The following is an 18,833-nucleotide window of genomic DNA, read 5'->3' on the forward strand; positions in this document are numbered from 1 at the left end:
ATGGCTGAGAGCACCGCACAACCGCACAATACCAAGGGCCTGGACGGGTTCGTCACCGACTGGAGTTCGGACCAGCGCGCGTTCAAACGCGTCTCCTGGGGCAAGGCGATGATGTGGATATTCCTGCTGAGCGATACCTTCGTCTTCAGCATCTTCCTGCTTGGATACATGTCCGCCCGGATGTCGACCCAAACCGATTGGCCCAACACCAGCGAAGTCTTTTCACTGCATGTGGGCGGGGCCGACCTGCCGCTGCTTCTGATTGCCATCATGACCTTCGTGCTGATCTCGTCCAGCGGGACGATGGCGATGGCGGTGCGCTGCGGGTATGCGCGCGCGCGCAAGGCCACGGCGGGGCTGATGTACCTTACGGCGTTTCTGGGGGCGACTTTTGTCGGCATGCAGGCGTTCGAGTGGACCAAGTTGATCCAGGAAGGTGTGCGCCCCTGGGGCAACCCCTTCGGGGCCGAACAATTCGGCGCGAGCTTTTTCATGATCACCGGGTTTCACGGCACGCATGTCTCCTTCGGTGTTCTGTTCCTGATCATCATCGCGACGAAGATCTGGCGGGGGGAATTCGACCGACCGGGACGAACATGGCTCAAGTCGGATGCAGGAGACTACGAAGCGGTCGAAATCATGGGGCTGTACTGGCACTTCGTTGATCTGGTCTGGGTCTTCATCTTTGCATTTTTCTATCTTTGGTAAGGAACGGTCATGTCGGACACGATGACGCACAAGCCATCCACAGCCCACGTCGAGGGGCAGCAACATCCACTCAAGCTCTATTTCCTTGTCTGGGGTCTGCTGTTCGTTCTCAGCGCCTTCTCCTATTTCGTCGACTATGTCGGCCTGCAGGGGCTGCTGCGCTGGACCCTGATCATTGTCTTCATGCTTTTGAAAGCGGGGCTGATCGTGGCCGTTTTCATGCACATCGCATGGGAACGACTGGCGCTGACCTATGCAATCCTGCTGCCGCCGGTTGCCGTGCTGGCCTTCCTTGCGATCATGATGTTCGAATCCGACTACACCCATTCCATCCGGATGCTGGTGTTCTCCGGACCCTGAAGGGGGCTAATCGGTTCAACGGAATTGGCTTGTCGGTTCCCTGTTCAACCGCCTGCAGACCCCAGCACCCATCCGATTGCTGCGTCGATCAGCAGGGCGATGAAAATGGCGTAGAGATAGACGATCGAGAAGCCAAAAAGCGCCTTTGCCGGTGCGCGCGACACATCCACCGGTGTGCGAAACAACACCCAGCTGCGGCGCAAGAACTCTGCGCCCAAGGCGATTGCAAGAAAGCCGTAGGCCATCCCGGTCAGTCCTGTCAGCCACGGTGCGGCACCAAGAGGGGCGAGCACGACAGCGTAGGCAAGAATATGTCTCTTGGTTGCGGCCTCACCTGCGACGACGGGCAGCATCGGAATGCGGGCGGCCGCGTAGTCGGAGGATTTGAGCAGGGCAAGCGCCCAGAAGTGCGGCGGCGTCCAAAGGAAAATGATCAGGAACAACAGCCACGGTTCCCAATCCAGAGTGCCCGAAACCGCGGTCCATCCGATCACCGGTGGGAACGCACCTGCCGCGCCACCGATCACGATGTTCTGCGGTGTCACGAACTTGAGCCACATCGTATAGAAAACACTATAGTAGATAATCGTCGTCGCCAGAAGGGCAGCCGCCAGCGGGTTCGCGGAAATGGCAAGCACACCGACGGAGAGCACGGCGAGGACAAGGCCGAAAGCAAGCGCTTCGGTCGATGATACCGCCCCGGAGGGCAAGGGCCGCTTCGACGTGCGCGCCATCTTTGCGTCATGGGGGGCGTCATGCCACATGTTTAGCGCCCCGGCGCTTCCCGCACCTACAGCAATCGCCGATATCGCAATGACGGCTCTGCCAAAAGACAGCTCCCCCGAGGCAAGTGCCATCCCGACGAGCGCGGTGAAGACAGCAAGTGACATGACGCGGGGCTTTGTCAGCGCAATAAAATGGGCGGCCCGGCTGAACTTGAACACAAGCGCCGTTCGCGCAATGAAGCTGTCGGCGATCGGCATACAATCGCTCCTTCCGAGGGCTGTCTTACCTTAGCGCAACAGCGTCAATGCGGCAATTTTCTTGATCTGATGGGTCGGGGTACACCCCAGCAGACCCACGCGTCCGCGTGTTTGTCCCGGTTGCATCGGCTTGGAAAGGCGCGCTGCGAAACGGGCATCGATACAATTGCGACGGCCAACAACGCCCTACAGCCCCCCCAACAGCCCGTAATCCACCATTTTCCCGCCTTTTGCAGTTTCGCCCCGGCGCACCTGCGGCTATACGGGCGCGGGTTTGCTCAAAGAGGAATGCAATCATGGCCAATGTCGTCGTCGTCGGTGCCCAGTGGGGAGATGAGGGGAAAGGCAAGATCGTCGATTGGCTGTCTGAACGCGCGGACGTCATCGCGCGCTTTCAGGGTGGGCACAACGCAGGCCATACGCTGGTGATAGATGGCGCAGTGTTCAAGCTGCACGCGCTGCCCTCGGGCGTAGTGCGCGGCGGCAAGTTGAGCGTGATTGGCAATGGCGTCGTGCTTGACCCGTGGCACCTGATGAAAGAGATCGAGACGGTGCGCGGGCAGGGTGTGGAAATCTCTCCCGAGACGCTGATGATCGCGGAAAATACCCCGCTGATCCTGCCCATCCATGGCGAATTGGACCGTGCGCGTGAAGAAGCCGCCAGCAAGGGGACCAAGATCGGCACCACCGGGCGGGGCATTGGGCCAGCCTATGAGGACAAGGTCGGGCGGCGGTCGGTCCGCGTTGCGGATTTGGCGGATGAGGCGACGCTGGAGGCAAGGGTGGACCGGGCGCTGCAGCACCACGATCCGCTGCGCAAGGGCCTCGGCATCGAACCGGTGGACCGGGATGCACTGGTCACGGCCCTGCGTGAGATTGCGGCGGAGATCCTGCCGTTTGCGGCTCCTGTCTGGAAGGTGCTGAATGAGAAACGCAAGGCGGGCAAGCGCATCCTGTTCGAAGGCGCGCAGGGCGCGCTGCTGGATATTGATTTCGGCACCTATCCGTTTGTGACGTCGTCCAACGTCATCGCCGGGCAGGCCGCCACCGGCGTGGGCATCGGGCCGGGGGCGATTGATTATGTGCTGGGCATCGTGAAGGCCTATACGACGCGGGTGGGCGAGGGGCCGTTCCCAACGGAATTGCTGGACGCCGATGGCCAGCGGCTGGGTGAGCGGGGGCATGAATTTGGCACGACGACAGGGCGCAAGCGGCGTTGCGGGTGGTTCGATGCGGCCCTGGTGCGGCAGACCTGCGTGACCTCGGGCGTGACCGGCATTTCGCTGACGAAGCTTGATGTGCTGGACGGGTTCGAGACACTGAAAATCTGCGTGGGGTACGAATTGGATGGAACGCAGATGGACTATCTGCCCATTGCCGCCGATCAGCAGGCCCGCTGCACGCCGATTTACGAGGAAATGCCCGGCTGGTCGCAATCGACCGAAGGCGCGCGGTCCTGGGCGGATCTGCCGGCCGAGGCGATCAAATACGTGCGCCGGGTGGAGGAGTTGATTGACTGCCCCGTGGCGCTACTTTCCACCTCGCCGGAGCGGGAAGATACGATATTGGTGAAAGACCCGTTCTCTGACTGAAAGGAGAGGTTCCATGGCGTTGAGTTACAAGGCCCGCAGGCGGTGGTCGCTGGTGGTGCTGCTGTTGGCGCTGCCGCTTTACATCATTGTGGCGCTGCAGGTGACCCAGCTGTTTGACCGGCCTTCCGTGCTGGTCGAACTGGCGGTCTACGTGGGGCTTGGCGTGATCTGGGTGTTTCCGCTGAAGGCGGTCTTCAAGGGCGTGGGGCAAGCGGACCCTGACGCCAAGGAGTGATGGTAAAGCTGCTGGATCACGGGACTTTGCCCGTTTCCGGCAGGCATCAGGTTTATTGGGAAATGGCAGGCAATCCAGACGGGCTTGCTGCGCTGGTGCTGCATGGCGGGCCGGGGTCGGGGTGTCGGGAAGGGCATTACGATCTGTTTGATCTGGACCGGTACCGGGTTGTGCTGATGGACCAACGCGGGGCCGGGCGCAGCAGACCTGCGGCGGCCACCGACGTGGCGGCGCTGCAAGATAACACCACTGACGATTTGATAAACGATATCGAAGTGTTGCGGGCGCATCTTGAGGTGGACAAATGGCTGGTTTTCGGGGGCTCCTGGGGATCCACCTTAGGTCTGCTTTACGCGCAAACCCACAGGGGTCATGTCCGGGCCTTGGTATTGGCGGGCGTGGCCACGACCACCCGGCGCGATCTGGCCTGGCTTTATGATGATGTCGGTAACCTCTTTCCCGAAGCGCATGATGCCTTCTGTGCCTTTGTGCCGGAAGCGGAGGATGTCTGGACCCGGATTGCGGCCTATGGTGACGCATTGACGGACCCGGCGCGCGCACAAGCGGCGGCGGATGCCTGGTGCACCTGGGAACTGGCAATTTTCGAGACCGATTTCGAAAGTGTGGGCGGCAACTGGACAGACCCTGCATTCCGCGTGGGGTTTGCGCGGCTGTGCACGCACTATTTTCGCAACTTCTGCTTTCGCGGCGATGATGCGGTTGCGCGAGGGATGGACCGGATTGCCGATGTGCCCGGGGTGATGATCCACAGCCGGTTCGATCCGTCCTGCCCGCTGCGCGCCCCTTGGGAGTTGGCCAAACGCTGGCCCGCGGCGCGATTGGATGTGCTGGGCGGGAACGATCATTCCGCCCTGTCAAAGGCGATGACCACACGCATCCGGGCGGCTACGGATGGATTTGCCCACGCTTAGAATGCCAAAAGGCGACAGTTTCCTGCCGCCTTTTGTGGAACTATTCCAGAGATTTAGCCCGCTGCGCGTTCGTCCGGGCGGTAACCGATACCCTCGGACACTGTGAACCTGCCACCCTTGATCTTTTCGATCTTGCCCGAACGAAGCAATTGCCCGAAAGAGCGCAGGCCGTCCTCGCGGCTGAATTCGCCACTGGGGCCTGCCTGACGGACCTTGGTCATCAATTGCGGACGGGAGAATTCCTCGCGGCCCTCGACAAAGGACATGTAGGATGCGGCGGCTTCCAGCAATTCCGGAAGCTTGTTGGCACCCAGATCAGCGGCATAATCGGCAAAGCTTTCATCAGCGTCGGATGCGGACCCTGTATCAGCCACGGCTGAGACCCGGCGCGGGCGCACGGGGCCCTCGGGGCGGGGCTGTTCGACATCAATGCGCTGCTCCGCGACAAGCTTGAGGGGGGCGGGGCGACTTTCGTCCGGGCGTGCGGTGCGCGCGCCTTCGGCAGGTGCTTCGGGGCGGCGTGGACGGACCACATCGGCCAGATCGCTGCGATAGGCGTTGGCGTCTTTCTTGGCGTCGTCGTCGACGTCCATGGTGCCATCCGCCTTGCGCGCGGCCACAGCGGCCCGCAAATGGGCAAAGGCATCGCGGCGGGTCGCGCTTTCGGGTTCATCCATCTGGCTGTCGGCTTCGGCCAGCAGGCGGTTCACATCGGTGCCTTCGCCCTCGTCAATGCGGGGCAGGGCCGCACGGGCCGCCGCAGGGGCATCGCTGTCGTCCGCAGTAGGTGTATCCGCTTCAGCATCAACGTCCAGCACATCGGCAGCAGCAGGTTCTTCGTCCATGCTGTCAACGTCTTCGGCAACCAGATCTTCGGCTTCGGGCATTGTCGCTTCATCGGCGGCGGTATCTTCGGATCCGTCTTCGCCCTTGATGTCTGCTTCAAGCTCCGCCAGTTCACGCACAAGGTCCGCTTCATCTTCGGGTGACAGCGAAGAACTGGGCGTTCTGGCCGGTGCAACCTCGTCCAATGCAGGCATGGGGCCGGTGCCGGTCTTGGGGTCGTATTCTTCAAGCGCGCCTTTCCGGATGGCAGCCTCGAGATCGGCACGCTTGACCTTGATCACCCGAGCGCGCGGTGCCTCATCTGCTTCGTCGGCGACTGTGTCATCTATTTCGCCCCCGACTTCGTCTTCCGCATCGTCATCGGATTTGAACTCAAAAGAGGCTTCGTCATTCTCGAACAGGTTGTCCAGCGTACTGCTGATATCTTCATCTTCAGCGGCGGCTTCGGGTGCGTCAGCGACAACATCAGCGTCCGTTGAATCCTCGGCACTGTCCGAACCGTCAAGGCGGCTGAGAATGGCGGAAAGTTCGTCTTCTTCGGCGTTGTCTTCCGCTACGTCAGCCTGTGCCGTGCTTTCAGCGGCATCATCCGCCTCAAGCGCATCTTCGATATCGGAACGGGCCTGCACCACGACACCGGAATCGTGGCCTTCGTCAGCGGTCACATCGGCATGTTCGTCTTCAAGATAATCCTCATCATCATCGGTATCGCTTTGGCTGGCAACGACGGCGCGGATGCGCTCAAGCTTGGCGGCAATGCTGTCAGGCCCGGTGGCCGGTGCGGCCGGTGCCACATCTTCCGCTTCGATCGCGGGCTGGTCTTCTGCGGCAGGTGCATCGGCCGGTTCGTTTGACGACACCAGCGTCAGCGGTGCGGCTTCGCCTTCGTCGTCTTCCAGCGTGTCGTCTTCGACTTCTGCGGACGGGCTGTCGGCAAAGAAGGCTTCGACGTCGGCGTCAGGCTGGCCGGGGACAATGTCGATATCGCCGTCCTCATCGTAGGCGGCGGGCTTTGGTGCCGCGACAGGCGTTTCTGTCTGCGGCGATTCAACGGCAGCAGCCTCGGCGACGGGCGTCTCGGCGACCGGCATTTCAGCGGCTGGGGCAGGTGCTTCAACCGGTGCAGGGGCGGGGTCAGCGGCGGCTGGGGTGGCGGCAGCCGCTGTCGCGACAGCAGCAGCGGCCACCGGTGCGACATCATCGGTCGGCGTGGTGCTGCGCTGATCTTCCAGCGCGCTCAGCACGATCTTGCCGTCACGTTCATGGGCCTCGACCCGCCGCGAAATCTCTTTCTGGGCAATCCGGGCAAGCATCTCCGCATCGGGTTGTGGTGGTTCGGCACCGAAGTAACGGTCGTCAGACGCCAGATCGCGGAAATACTCCGCGATGGCCTTCATGGTGCCGAAGGAATCGTCGAATCCTTCCAGCGTGCACGAGAACGTGCCATAGGAGACCGTTAAGATTTTGTTGTTACTCATCATCGGATGCTCGTCCTCTGCGGTTTTGCAGCCTATCGTTTACCACGATGTCCAAGACCAAAGCGGCACGAATCTGTGCCAGCCAGCGTATCATTTCAAGGCGAGATTGTGACCTGTTTCCAAAAAGCGAATAATGCGGAATGATTCCATTTATTGTTGATCAGACGGCCCCGGTGACACTCGTCGGTGGGGGAGAGGCTAGCCTAGAGGATCTGCATGAAGCGTTAAAGCTGGCTCCGTTTTGTGTGGCGGCGGACGGCGGCGTGTCGCTGGTTCTGGAGGCGGGACAGATGCCGGAGGCGGTGATCGGGGATTTCGATTCCGCCCCGCCGGACCTGGAAACCCGCGTGGACGCGGATCGTCTGCACCGGGTGGCGGAGCAGGACAGCACCGATTTTGCCAAATGTCTCATGCGGATATGTGCGCCGCTGATCGTGGGGGTAGGATTTACCGGCAAGCGGATGGATCACCAGTTGGCGGCGCTGAACATGCTGGTGGTTTACGCGCATAAGCCCTGCGTTCTGCTGGGCGCGGAGGAGGTGATTTTTCACGCACCGCCGCAGATCAATTTGGATCTGGCAGCAGGAGACATTGTCTCCCTTTTTCCGATGCAGCCGGTGCGCGGCGTCAGTCAGGGGTTGGAATGGCCGATTGACGGGATTGCGTTTGCACCCGGCGGGCGGGTCGGCACGTCAAATCGTGCCCTTGGGCCGGTCAGGCTGGACATGGACGGACCCGGTATGCTGGTGATGGTGCCCCGCCGGTTTATTCGGCAGGTGTCGCGGCAATTGCAGCGGTCTGGGCCCGCGCGGTGGCCCGCTCCCTCAGGATGATATAAACGCCCGCGACGATCGTGATCGCCATGCCAAGTGCGGCCAGCCCGTTGGGCAGGTCGTTGAAGATCACCAATCCCAACAGCGCCGCGATGGGGATCTCCAGATATTGCATCGGTGCCAATGTGGCCGAGGGCGCATAGCGCAGCGACCATGTCATCAGCAGATGCGCCCCGGTCCCCAGCAGTCCAATCGCAAGCAGCAGCGCCCATTGCTGCGCATCAGGCGCGATCATTCCCAGGACAGGCACATCCGCCAGTGTACCCCAGCACAGCAGGGGTGTGATCAGGATCACGGCCATCACGCCGCTGACCGCCTGCAAGCTGATCGGGTCGGTCTCCTTGGCGATCTGACGGGTGATCAGCATGAAAACGGAGAAATTCGCGGCAACGAAGACCGGCAGCAACGCGGGCCAGCCGACTTCGGTGAAACTGGGCTGTACAACCAGAAGTGTACCGCCAAAGCCCATGACGCAGGCCATGAGGCGGCGGGGGCCGACGACCTCGTTCAGCACGAAGCGGCCCAGAAGCAGCATGAAGAACGGCATCACGAAGACAATCGCCACCGCATCGGCAAGCGGCAGATACCGCAGGGCCGTGAACATCGCGGCAATGCCAAGGATGTGCAGCACCGTACGCAGTAAGGTCAGCCAGAAGATCCGGTTGTTCATGCGCCACATACGCCCCGTGATCCAAACCATCGGGATCAGGACAACCGCCTGCAAGGCAAACCGCAGCAGCACCACCTGCGTCAGCGGAACGGAATCACCAAGCAGTTTGGCCACCGCATCCGCGATGGGTGCGACGATGCAGAATCCCAGCATCAGGGCTATGCCAAGCAGCGGTTTGTCCTGTGTCATGGAACGGGGATAGTGTATTGAGGCAGTGCATGCAACGGTAGGTTGCAAAGAATGCATGTTGACTTGGCGCTTTTCTGCTCGGGTTGCCGTCAGCCGGGGCGGCCAAAGCGGTGGCACATGGGATGCGCCCCGCGCCGTTAGACCCTGCACATTGGGATCTGGATCTTCAGGCGGCGGGGCGGCCCAACGTGACCTGATTGCGGCCCTGTCCTTTTGCCGCGTAAAGCGCCTTGTCTGCCCGGTTCAGCAGGCTTTCCCCGGTTTCGGCCTCCTGATCCAGCGCGCGCGCGGCCTTTTTGGTGGGGTCGGCAAAGGCCATGCCGATGCTGATGGTCACCGCGATGGGGTCTGCGCTGCCGGGCACCTCGAACCGCCGCGACGAAATCGCATCGCAAATCCGCATGGCCGCGCGGCGCGCTTCGTTCAGGGTGGTGGCGGGCATCACCACCAGAAATTCCTCCCCCCCGATGCGGGAGATCATGTCGGTGCTGCGCAGGCAGGCGCGCAGGCGTTCGGCCACCTCGACCAGCACCGCATCGCCAGAGGCATGGCCGTAGAAATCGTTGACCTGTTTGAAATGGTCCAGATCGGCGGCAAGGACGGCAAAGGGGCGTCCCGTGCTGGTGGCGTGATCGGCCAGATGTTTCAGGTGCGGCATCGCATAGCGGCGGTTGTGCAGTCCGGTCAGCGAATCGAACACCGCTGCCTGCAGCCCGGTGCGCACAGAGGCGCGCAATTGCGCCTGCATCCGCTTGCTGCGCAACAGCGCGCGAAAGCGCAGCGCCAGTTCGGCGGCGTCGAACCCCTCGCTCATCAAATCATCCGCGCCAAGGTCCAGCGCCTGCGCACCCAGTGTGGGATCGGGGCTTGTCTGCAACACAAGCACACCCGCATGGCGCGTCGCGGCATGGGCGCGCAGTTCGGCGATCAGGCGCAGCTGATCCAGGGCGGCGGCCGTGTCGTCGGGCAGGGCCAGGACAAAGACATCCGCTTCGGCCTCCTGCGCGGCGGTGCGCATCACGCTGGCCGTGGGGGCGAGGGTCAGCCGCGCGCGCAGCACCGGGCGCAATTGGGCGGCCCATTTCTGCAGGTGCGCGGCATCCGGCCCGACCATGATGCAATGGCCGCGCGGGGCAAAGTGTTCTTCGGTTTCGGCAAGGCCAAGGCCAAGGGCGCGCGTCGTGTCGTCGCGGACCTGCCATTCCGCGGCGGCATTGTGGGCGCGGATCACGCTGCGCACCCGACCCAGCAGCAGGGTATCGTCCACCGGTTTGCGCAGCACGTCCTGCACGCCCTCCTTCAGGGCTGCCATCCGGGCGGGATTGTCGGCATGGGCTGCAATCGCGATGACCGGCACGTTATCGGTTTGCGGGTTGGCATGCAGCGCCGCGCAAAGCGCACCGGCGCCCCCATCCGGCAGGTCCAGCGCGCTGAGGATCAGGTCGGGCGTCCGCTGCTTGGCCTGCGCCAGCGCGTCGGCCATGCTGCCCGCCTGCAGCACGTCATAAAACGCGGTGGCCAGTTTGACCTTGAGCACAATGCGGTTGGTGGCAATGGCGTCGACAATCAGGATAGTGCCCTGCACGATAGCTGCCTTTCGCTGGGGCGCAGGGCGGATCGGGGTAATATGTTAATCCTGAAACAGGAATGTCCGGCAAGCTTGGCCGAGCAGCTGATGAGGCTATCATAACCCTGAAGGGTGCACTGCGCGTATTGTGTTTCCATGCCCCAGTTCTTGTGCGAATTGGTTAACAAAGCGTTTCCAACACCTCTAAAAGTGGGCCCAACTCATGAATTTTACGCAAGAATCCGCCGAGACGCTGGCGCTCAAGGCACTGGGCTGGCTGGCGGCCAATGATGATCTGATGCCTGTTTTCTTGGGCAACAGCGGCGCAAGCGAGGCCGATTTGCGTGCCAGCGCGGGTGATCCGGTGTTCTTGGGGTCGGTTCTGGAATTCCTGATGATGGACGATGCCTGGGTGATCGGGTTCTGCGATGATCACGCCTTGCCTTACGAAAGCGTCATGGCCGCGCGCGCGGCCTTGCCGGGAGGTGCCCAGGTGAATTGGACATGAACAGGTTTCAGGGCGTCATCTTCGACAAGGACGGCACGCTGTTCGATTTTGCCGCGACGTGGGAAGCCTGGGCGCGCAGGTTCCTCGACCGGTTGTGCGAAGGGGACGAAGCGGCGGCCGCAGCCTTGGGCAGCAGCATTGGATTTGACTACGTCACCAGCCGGTTTGCGCCCGACAGCGTGGTCATTGCCGCTACGCCCGGGGATATCGTGGCGGCGATGATGCCCCAGCTGCCGGGGTATACGGCGCAGGCCTTGCTGGACGTGATCAATCAGGAAGCTGCCGAAGCCACGCAGGAACCTGCCGTGCCGCTGGCCCCGCTGCTGACCGGGTTGGGTCACGCGGGATACCGGCTTGGCGTGGCGACGAATGATGCGGAGATGCCCGCGCGGGCGCATCTGGATCAGGCGGGGATCACCCCGTTCTTCGATTTCATCGCCGGATTTGACAGCGGCCATGGCGGCAAACCCGCACCGGGGCAGCTGCTGGCCTTTGCCGCACAGACGGGGCTTGCGCCGCATCAATGCGTCATGGTGGGCGACAGCCAACATGACCTGCACGCGGGGCGTGCGGCGGGCATGGCCTGCGTGGGCGTTCTGACCGGGCTGGCCGAAGCGGCGGAGTTGATCCCCCACGCCGATGTGGTTCTGCCTGACATCGGCGGGCTGCCCGACTGGCTGGCGGCACAGAGATAGGCACACCGACCACCAGCACATCAAAAGCGACACAACCTGTCGTGAACGGAAAGGCCTGACTGCCAAGGCGCTGCCCTACTGATTGAAGAACCAGCAGGGGATTGATCATGGCAGACGGTGCAGCGCGAAAGACACGTGGCGGCGGACGCGCAGGGGCACGCGCGCGGCGCGGTGCGGCGGTGATCGAACAGATGCCATGGAACCCGCCGGTCAACATTGACCGGCCCACCGAACCCTTGTCGGAGGAAGGGGTCGAGGCGATCCACGACGGCGCGATGCGCATCCTTGAGGAAATCGGGATCGAGGTCCTGAACACCGAAGCCTACGGTATCCTCAAGAAAGCGGGATGCACGGCAAGCGGTGACAACATCCGCATGGACCGCGATTTTGTCATGGAATGGATCGGCAAGGCCCCGTCGGAGTTTGTGCTGACCCCGCGCAACCCGGACCGCAAGATCACCATCGGCGGACGCAACCTGGTGTTCGGCAACGTGTCCTCGCCGCCCAATTACTGGGATCTGGGCCTGGGCCGCAAGGTGCCCGGCACGCGTGAGATGTGTCGCGACCTGCTGCGGCTGACGCAGTATTTCAATTGCATCCACTTCGCCGGCGGCTACCCGGTGGAGCCGGTGGACGTACATGCCTCCGTGCGGCACCTCGATGTGCTGTATGACAAGCTGACGCTGACGGACAAGGTCATGCACGCCTATAGCCTTGGCACCGAACGGGTCGAGGACGTGATGGAGATGGTCCGCATCGCGGGCGGGCTGAGCCATGACGAATTCGACGCCAGCCCGCATATGTACACCAACATCAACTCCACCTCGCCGCTGAAACACGACATTCCGATGCTGGACGGCTGGATGCGGCTGGCGCGGCGCGGGCAGGGGTTGGTGGTCACGCCGTTTACGTTGGCGGGCGCGATGGCGCCGGTGACGATGGCGGGCGCGGTGGCGCAAAGCATCGCCGAGGCACTGATCGCCGTGGTGCTGGCGCAAATCATCCGTCCGGGTTGCCCCTGCGCGATTGGCACGTTTACCTCCAACGTGGACATGAAATCGGGCGCGCCTGCGTTCGGGACGCCGGAATACATGCGCGCCACGCAGATGACCGGGCAGATGGCGCGGTTTTACAATCTGCCGCTGCGATCCTCGGGTGTGTGTGCCGCCAATGTGCCGGACGGGCAGGCGATGTGGGAAACCTCCAATTCGCTCTGGGCCGCCGTGCAATCGGGCACCAACATGGTCTATCATGCGGCGGGTTGGCTGGAGGGCGGGCTGATCGCCTCGCCCGAGAAGTTCGTCATGGATTGCGAAGTTCTTCAGCATATTCAACGTTACATGGACCCGGCCATTTGCGCGACCGGACCGGATGAGATTGCCTTGGATGCGATTAAATCTGTCGGCAATCAGGGGCATTTCTTTGGTATCGAGCACACGCAGGAACGCTATACCACGGCGTTCTATCAACCGTTTCTGTCGGACTGGCGTAATTATGAGGGCTGGGAAGTCGCAGGCGGCGTCTGGACAGCGGAGCGTGCGCATCACATGTTCAAGGAAATCGTGACCAGTTTCGAACCGCCCGCGATGGATGACGCGATCCGGGACGAATTGGCGGATTTCGTGGCACGCCGCAAAGCCGAAGGGGGCGCACCGACTGATTTCTGATCCGCCCCTGCGCCCGGGCGAACGGGACAATTTTCGGCAAATGCCTGCATCAGCGACTCTTTAAGACTTCTTCGGAATATTCCTGTGTTGGGACAGTCGGGAGAACGCAGTCGATGCATGGTTTGATCAATCGCAGCATTCAGAATTTCGTATGCGATTGCTACGGTCGGCAGTGCTGGATCGACGTGACCCTTGCCGCGCAACTGAACTTCGTCGATTTCGAGGGGATGCTGAAATACAAGGAGCGGCTGACGCCACGGGTGCTGGTGGCGATGTGCAAGGTGCTGGCCCGACCCCGTGGCGAATTGCTTGAGGATTTTGGCACCTATCTGGTCTCTCATCCGACGCTGGAAGGGGTGCGCCGCCTGCTGCGCTTCGGCGGCGTCGATTTTGAAGATTTTTTGCATTCGCTGGACGATCTGCCGGATCGGGTGCGGCTGGCAGTGCCGGATCTTGTCTTGCCATCGCTTGAGCTGCACGCCCACAACGACGGCCAGTTCAACCTGATCTGCGAAACGCCGATCAGCGGATATGGCCATGTGATGCTGGGTGTTCTGCGGGGGATGGCAGATGACTATGGCACGCTCGCCGTGTTGGAGCATTGTGGCCTTGCCCGGGGCCGCGAAACCATCACCATCCAATTGGTGGAACCGGACTTTGCCGAAGGGCGCCATTTTGCGCTGGGGGCGTCAGTGGAATGAATGCGCCCGTGACGCCTCCGATCCGGCCCCCGCAGGGCCGCAGGCAAGCACCGGAGCCCGATGTACTGGATGTGCTGTGCCCGATGCATCTGATCGTGGATGACACAGGCATCATCACCCATGCAGGACCGACGCTGTGCAAGATGATGGCCCCCTCCGACCTGCGGGGCAGTGCCTTTCTGGACGTATTTCGCCTCAAGCGGCCCCGGGGTGTCACCGCCATGGCGGATCTTCTGTCCGATGGGGGGATGAAGCTGCATCTGGCACTGCGGCACCCACCACGGACGGCACTGAAGGGGGTTGTGGTGCCGATGGACCCGGTGGCGGGGACATTGGTCGTCAATCTGTCGTTCGGCATTTCAGTGGTCGACGGGGTGCGGGATTTCGCCCTGACCAACGCCGATTTTGCCGCCACCGACCTCGCGATCGAGATGCTGTACCTGATCGAGGCGAAAACCGCCGCGATGGAGGCGTCGCGCAAGCTGAACCTGCGTTTGCAGGGTGCCAAGACGGTGGCAGAGGAAGCGGCGACCACCGACACGCTGACGGGGCTGAAGAACCGCCGCGCGCTCGATCAGGTGCTGGACGTGCTGGTGGAGGGGCGCGCGCCCTTTGCTGTGATGCGGATCGACCTTGATTACTTCAAGGCGGTCAATGACACCTACGGTCATGCGGCGGGCGATCATGTGCTGCGCAAGGTCGCTCAGGTGATGCTGGAGGAAACCCGCGACAGTGACGTTGTCGTGCGCGAAGGGGGCGATGAATTCACCATCCTTCTGCCGCAGGTCAAGGCAGAGGATATTCTGCGCCAGATCGCCCGCCGCATCATCGACCGCATCGAAGAACCGATCCTGTTCGAGGGTCAGACCTGCAAGGTTTCCGCCAGCATCGGCACCGTCTGGATCGAGAAGGGCGAAAAGCCAAGTGTCGCAGGCGTTCTGGATGATGCCGATATCGCGCTTTACGCGTCCAAACGGGCCGGTCGCGCACAGCAGACGATCTATACCAAGGACTTGCGCACCAGATCCGGCATCGCAAGTCAATCGGGTGGGCGCGGCGCGCGGGTCTGAACGCATACGCCAGACCCGGGCAAGAGGATGGACGCAGATGCGCCCCTGTCGTATCAGGCGCGCATGAGATGCCTCTTGCATGATCCGGGCCGCTGGTCCTTTTGCCCCGTGCTTGACCTTGGCGCGCGGGCTGCAGGCGTCGTGATCCCCCATCCCGCACCGTGCGCAGGTGCGGGATGAGCATTGCGGCGGTTGTGATTGGCCGCAACGAAGGGGTCCGGCTTCAGGCTTGTCTGGACGCGTTGCAAGGGCAGGTGGACCGGGTCGTTTATATCGACAGCGGATCGACGGACGGCTCCATCACCCGCGCCAAGGACTGCGGCGCACAGGTGATTGCCCTTGATATGACGCGGCCCTTCACCGCGGCGCGGGCACGCAATGCCGGGGTGGCAGCACTGGGCGATGATGTGACCTATGTCCAGTTTCTGGATGGCGATTGCGTGTTGCGGGACGGCTGGATCGAAGCCGCCCGCGCCCATCTGGATGCGGACCCGCGCGTCGCGGTTGTTTGTGGCCGCAGGCGGGAACGGGCACCACATGCATCGGTCTATAATGCCCTGATCGATGCCGAATGGGATACACCCGTGGGGGCGGCCGCGGCGTGTGGTGGCGATGCGATGATGCGGATGGCGGCATTGCACGCGGTCGGCGGATACCGCGACACACTGATTGCCGGCGAAGAACCGGAGCTTTGCCTGCGGTTGCGGCAGGCCGGATGGCAGGTGTGGCGGCTGGATGCGGAAATGACATGGCATGACGCGGACATGCACCGTTTCAATCAATGGTGGCGACGCAACAAGCGGGCCGGGCATGCCTTTGCCGAGGTGTCGGCCCTGCACGGCGGCCCGCCAGAGCGGCAATGGGTCCGGGAGACCCGCCGCGCGGTGCTTTGGGGGATTGGCCTGCCGCTGGCGATCCTTGTCGCCGTCGCGTTGACCGGCCCTGCCGGCCTTGTGCTGCTGCTGGCCTATCCTGCCCAGATGCTGCGGCTGGGGCTGCGCAGGGGCTGGGCTTACGGCGTGCTGACCGTATTGGGCAAATTCGCCGAAGCGGCGGGGGTCGTGCGTTTCAACATCGCGCGATGGCGCGGGCAGGCGGAACTGATCGAATACAAATAGCGCCGCTATTGCCTGCGCAGTTGAAACGCTTCCACGAAGAGGCCCGGCAGGATGGCAAAGCACTTGGCATAGCGCGGGATCATCCGCCGGGGGCTTTGCGCCGCGCGCCACAGCCATTCCAGCGCCAGCATCCGCATGATTTTGGGGGCGCGTACCTGATGGCCCGACAGAAAATCCAACCCCGCCCCGATTGACGCAAATCCAATCTCCGGGGCCTGTGTGCGCCCCCGTGCGGCAAAAATCTCCTGCTTGGGCGCGCCGAGCGCGATAAAACACAAGCCCGCGCCGCTGGCCGCGAGATCGGCAAAGATCGCATCGGCTGCATCGCCGGTGGGCTCGAAACCGTAAGGCGGTGCATGGGTAAAGGCGACTTCCAGACCGCTGACCTTGTGGCACAGGGCCGCGGCGGCCCCCGAAAGGGCCTCATCGCTGCTGCCGATCAGGGCGACCGACACATGCGACCGGGCCGCCAGTTCACAAAGCGGCACGATCATGTCCGAACCGGGCATCAGTTCAAGCGGCTGATGCGCGATCTGGGACATCCAGACAATCGGCCGCCCGTCCGCGACCACCAGATCATGGGCTTTGTAGGCTTCGGCAAAGACAGCGTTTTCCGGCAATTTGCTCAGATGATCGAGGTTCAACGTGGCCAGTGCGAATCCGTCGCGCGCCGCCAGCCTTTGCGTCACTTCGTGAAACAATGCCGCCCGCGTGGCGACATTTACATCAATGCTGGAACTGCCCTTTCCGAATTTCATTCAGTGACCCGCCGGATTCTGGTCCGCCACTGGGCAGATCAACAAGGGGAAAATTGAACAATAGGTATTCATATTAATGACTTACAAAGGACTTGATATGCTTGAAAACGGTTGCTCTACCAATCTACCGGGATGACATGCGCGAAGCCAGATGATAAAAACACGAACTGACGAAAGGCGCGCGAAAGTCTGACGATGCCCAATGCACTTGCATATCTGGTGCTGGCCCTCTGGCCGCTTGTCTGTCTGTTCCTTTTCAGACGGCTCAAGCTGGAGCGCGCGCTGATCTGGTCAATCCTGGGCGGCTATCTGATCCTGCCGCCGCTGGCGACGTTCGATCTGCCACTGGTGCCGGGGATGGACAAGGTCACCATTCCGAACCTGAGCGTGCTTTTGATCCTTACGCTGGTGCTCAAGCAGAAGGTCGATCTGTGGCCCGCGTCCCGTGCGGCGCAATGGCTGGTGGCGGGGTTCATCCTGTGCACGGTGCCCACGACGCTGACCAACGGCGATCCGATCATCTTTCAGGTGCTGGGCAATGCGGATCCCATTGTGTTTCAGGTCGATGCCCTGCCGGGACAGACGGTGCGGGATATCGGATCTGTCCTGATCGGGCAGATCCTGATCCTTGTGCCCTTCCTGCTGGCGCGTCAATTCCTGTCGACCGAAGACGGGCTGCGGGAAATACTGTTGGCGCTGATGGTGGGCGGACTGATCTATTCAATCCCGTCCCTGATCGAAATCCGGCTGAGCCCGCAGATCAACACATGGGTCTACGGCTTTTTCCAGCATGACTTTTCGCAGACCATGCGGGGTGGGGGGTTCCGGCCCATCGTTTTCCTGCCTCACGGGCTGTGGCTGGCGCTGTTCGTGTGCACGGCGCTGATGGCCGCCACGGCGCTGGCACGGGCAACGCCGCGGCCGGAGAAGCTGCGCCTTTATGGGTTCGCGGTTTATATCTTCCTGCTGCTGATGCTGTGCAAATCCGCCGCGGCGATCATCTATGGGTTGGCGCTGACGCCGGTAATCCTGCTTGCCTCACATCGGATGATGATCCGCCTCGCGTTGGTGTTCGGGACCATTGCGGTGGTGTACCCCATGTTGCGCAACATTGGCGTCGTGCCGGTCTGGTCGCTGGTCGAACAGGCGCAGGCTATTTCGGCCGAACGCGCGCATTCGCTGGGGTTCAGGTTCGCGAACGAGGAAGTCTTGCTGGAACGGGCCGCAGACAAGCCGTGGTTCGGATGGGGCGGCTGGGGCCGTAGCCTTATCCGCAACCCAGAGACGGGTATGATACTGTCCATTCCCGATGGCCGCTGGATCATCGTCTTCGGGACCTTCGGGTGGCTGGGGTACGTCTGTGAATTCGGATTGCTTGCGCTGCCGCTTGCGCTGATGGCGGTCTACATTCGCAAGAATCGCGATGTGCCGCTGTCACTCTACGTGGCGCCGCTTTGCCTGATCCTGGGGGTGACGATGATTGACATGCTGATCAATGCGACACTGACGCCGATGACCTGGCTTTGTGCCGGGGCGGTGCTGGGACATGCGGAAAGATGCATGCCCCGATATGCCCGCCCCCCGCGCCACGATCTGCGCAGTGCGGTACTGGGCCGGGCGGATGTCTAGGGCATCCATCACCGGTTGAAACCTGCCAGCCGCGCGTGCCCGATCTGACTGAAGCATGGGGACGCGGGCGCGCAGATGCATTTGATTGCAGGGTACTGAATCGCGGATAAACAGGACAAAAACCCGCAATTTCTTCCGTTGGGTCAACAGTACAGAAAGAAAAACCGGGCATTTGCGAAATACATCTCGAAATGGCACATTGTTGGCGTTATTGCCTTGTTTATAGGATAAAGTTGTAACGCCATTTGAGTGGAAGGGGCGGACCCGGGTGTTTTAAGCGGTACGCTCCGATTT

18 protein-coding genes are annotated in these 18,833 nt (G+C 62.0%); 13 read left to right on the forward strand and 5 right to left on the reverse strand.

Features of this window, described 5'->3' with window-relative positions; genetic code table 11:
• Complete coding sequence (locus AB4X18_RS16160; RefSeq protein WP_432816795.1) at positions 1-708, forward strand: heme-copper oxidase subunit III family protein; 708 nt, start codon at positions 1-3, stop codon at positions 706-708.
• Between the two features lie 9 nt (positions 709-717).
• Entirely contained in the window at positions 718-1,068 is a 351-nt protein-coding gene (locus tag AB4X18_RS16165; protein WP_370401056.1) for a cytochrome C oxidase subunit IV family protein, read from the forward strand.
• 44 nt (positions 1,069-1,112) lie between these two features.
• Here AB4X18_RS16165 and AB4X18_RS16170 read toward each other — a convergent pair whose 3' ends face one another.
• The gene (locus AB4X18_RS16170) at positions 1,113-2,051 is read right to left on the reverse strand and encodes a heme o synthase (protein ID WP_370401057.1); all 939 of its coding nucleotides are present in this window, start codon (positions 2,049-2,051) and stop codon (positions 1,113-1,115) included.
• Positions 2,052-2,347: 296 nt separating this feature from the next.
• Here AB4X18_RS16170 and AB4X18_RS16175 point away from each other — a divergent pair, with 296 nt between their 5' ends.
• From AB4X18_RS16175 to pip, 3 genes are read left to right on the forward strand one after another with little or no spacing between them, the layout of a single operon-like run.
• The gene (locus AB4X18_RS16175) at positions 2,348-3,643 is read left to right on the forward strand and encodes an adenylosuccinate synthase (RefSeq protein ID WP_432816796.1); all 1,296 of its coding nucleotides are present in this window, start codon (positions 2,348-2,350) and stop codon (positions 3,641-3,643) included.
• Between the two features lie 13 nt (positions 3,644-3,656).
• Positions 3,657-3,878: a DUF2842 domain-containing protein gene (locus AB4X18_RS16180; protein WP_370401058.1), complete on the forward strand. Its 222-nt coding sequence runs from the start codon at positions 3,657-3,659 to the stop codon at positions 3,876-3,878.
• Positions 3,878-4,810: a prolyl aminopeptidase gene (gene pip, locus AB4X18_RS16185; protein WP_370401059.1), complete on the forward strand. Its 933-nt coding sequence runs from the start codon at positions 3,878-3,880 to the stop codon at positions 4,808-4,810. The genes AB4X18_RS16180 and pip overlap by 1 nt, the downstream gene beginning before the upstream one ends.
• Before the next feature lie 53 nt (positions 4,811-4,863).
• Here pip and AB4X18_RS16190 read toward each other — a convergent pair whose 3' ends face one another.
• Entirely contained in the window at positions 4,864-7,134 is a 2,271-nt protein-coding gene (locus AB4X18_RS16190) for a hypothetical protein (RefSeq protein WP_370401060.1), read from the reverse strand.
• A 140-nt stretch (positions 7,135-7,274) separates the two neighbouring features.
• Here AB4X18_RS16190 and AB4X18_RS16195 point away from each other — a divergent pair, with 140 nt between their 5' ends.
• On the forward strand, positions 7,275-7,967 hold the full coding sequence (locus AB4X18_RS16195; RefSeq protein ID WP_370401061.1) for a thiamine diphosphokinase: 693 nt from the start codon (positions 7,275-7,277) through the stop codon (positions 7,965-7,967).
• On the opposite strand, the gene AB4X18_RS16200 is transcribed toward AB4X18_RS16195, so the two are convergent.
• Both AB4X18_RS16200 and AB4X18_RS16205 read right to left on the reverse strand, forming a co-directional pair.
• Positions 7,900-8,826 (reverse strand): DMT family transporter, encoded by a 927-nt coding sequence (locus AB4X18_RS16200; protein WP_370401062.1) that lies wholly within the window; start codon positions 8,824-8,826, stop codon positions 7,900-7,902. The genes AB4X18_RS16195 and AB4X18_RS16200 overlap by 68 nt on opposite strands.
• Before the next feature lie 166 nt (positions 8,827-8,992).
• Positions 8,993-10,411, reverse strand: coding sequence for a diguanylate cyclase domain-containing protein (locus AB4X18_RS16205; RefSeq protein ID WP_432816797.1), 1,419 nt, complete (start codon positions 10,409-10,411; stop codon positions 8,993-8,995).
• 205 nt (positions 10,412-10,616) lie between these two features.
• Here AB4X18_RS16205 and AB4X18_RS16210 point away from each other — a divergent pair, with 205 nt between their 5' ends.
• The 6 genes from AB4X18_RS16210 (at position 10,617) to AB4X18_RS16235 (ending at position 16,152) form a co-directional block, all read left to right on the forward strand.
• Positions 10,617-10,901, forward strand: coding sequence for a DUF3572 domain-containing protein (locus AB4X18_RS16210; RefSeq protein WP_370401063.1), 285 nt, complete (start codon positions 10,617-10,619; stop codon positions 10,899-10,901).
• On the forward strand, positions 10,898-11,596 hold the full coding sequence (locus AB4X18_RS16215) for an HAD family hydrolase (protein ID WP_370401064.1): 699 nt from the start codon (positions 10,898-10,900) through the stop codon (positions 11,594-11,596). The genes AB4X18_RS16210 and AB4X18_RS16215 overlap by 4 nt, the downstream gene beginning before the upstream one ends.
• 107 nt (positions 11,597-11,703) lie before the next feature.
• The gene (locus AB4X18_RS16220) at positions 11,704-13,263 is read left to right on the forward strand and encodes a trimethylamine methyltransferase family protein (RefSeq protein ID WP_370401065.1); all 1,560 of its coding nucleotides are present in this window, start codon (positions 11,704-11,706) and stop codon (positions 13,261-13,263) included.
• A gap of 113 nt (positions 13,264-13,376) precedes the next feature.
• Positions 13,377-13,964: a heme NO-binding domain-containing protein gene (locus AB4X18_RS16225; protein WP_370401066.1), complete on the forward strand. Its 588-nt coding sequence runs from the start codon at positions 13,377-13,379 to the stop codon at positions 13,962-13,964.
• A gap of 8 nt (positions 13,965-13,972) precedes the next feature.
• A complete protein-coding gene (locus tag AB4X18_RS16230) occupies positions 13,973-15,034 on the forward strand; it encodes a diguanylate cyclase domain-containing protein (protein WP_370401067.1) in 1,062 nt (353 codons plus the stop codon).
• Positions 15,035-15,210: 176 nt separating this feature from the next.
• The gene (locus tag AB4X18_RS16235; RefSeq protein WP_370401068.1) at positions 15,211-16,152 is read left to right on the forward strand and encodes a glycosyltransferase; all 942 of its coding nucleotides are present in this window, start codon (positions 15,211-15,213) and stop codon (positions 16,150-16,152) included.
• A 5-nt stretch (positions 16,153-16,157) separates the two neighbouring features.
• On the opposite strand, the gene AB4X18_RS16240 is transcribed toward AB4X18_RS16235, so the two are convergent.
• A complete protein-coding gene (locus AB4X18_RS16240) occupies positions 16,158-16,910 on the reverse strand; it encodes a WecB/TagA/CpsF family glycosyltransferase (protein WP_370401069.1) in 753 nt (250 codons plus the stop codon).
• 195 nt (positions 16,911-17,105) lie between these two features.
• Between AB4X18_RS16240 and AB4X18_RS16245 the strand changes: the two genes are divergently transcribed.
• Positions 17,106-18,539 (forward strand): hypothetical protein, encoded by a 1,434-nt coding sequence (locus AB4X18_RS16245; protein ID WP_370401070.1) that lies wholly within the window; start codon positions 17,106-17,108, stop codon positions 18,537-18,539.
• Positions 18,540-18,833 lie beyond the last annotated feature (294 nt).

Origin of the sequence: Sulfitobacter rhodophyticola (genome assembly GCF_041281685.2) — a bacterium.
Classification (GTDB): domain Bacteria; phylum Pseudomonadota; class Alphaproteobacteria; order Rhodobacterales; family Rhodobacteraceae; genus Sulfitobacter.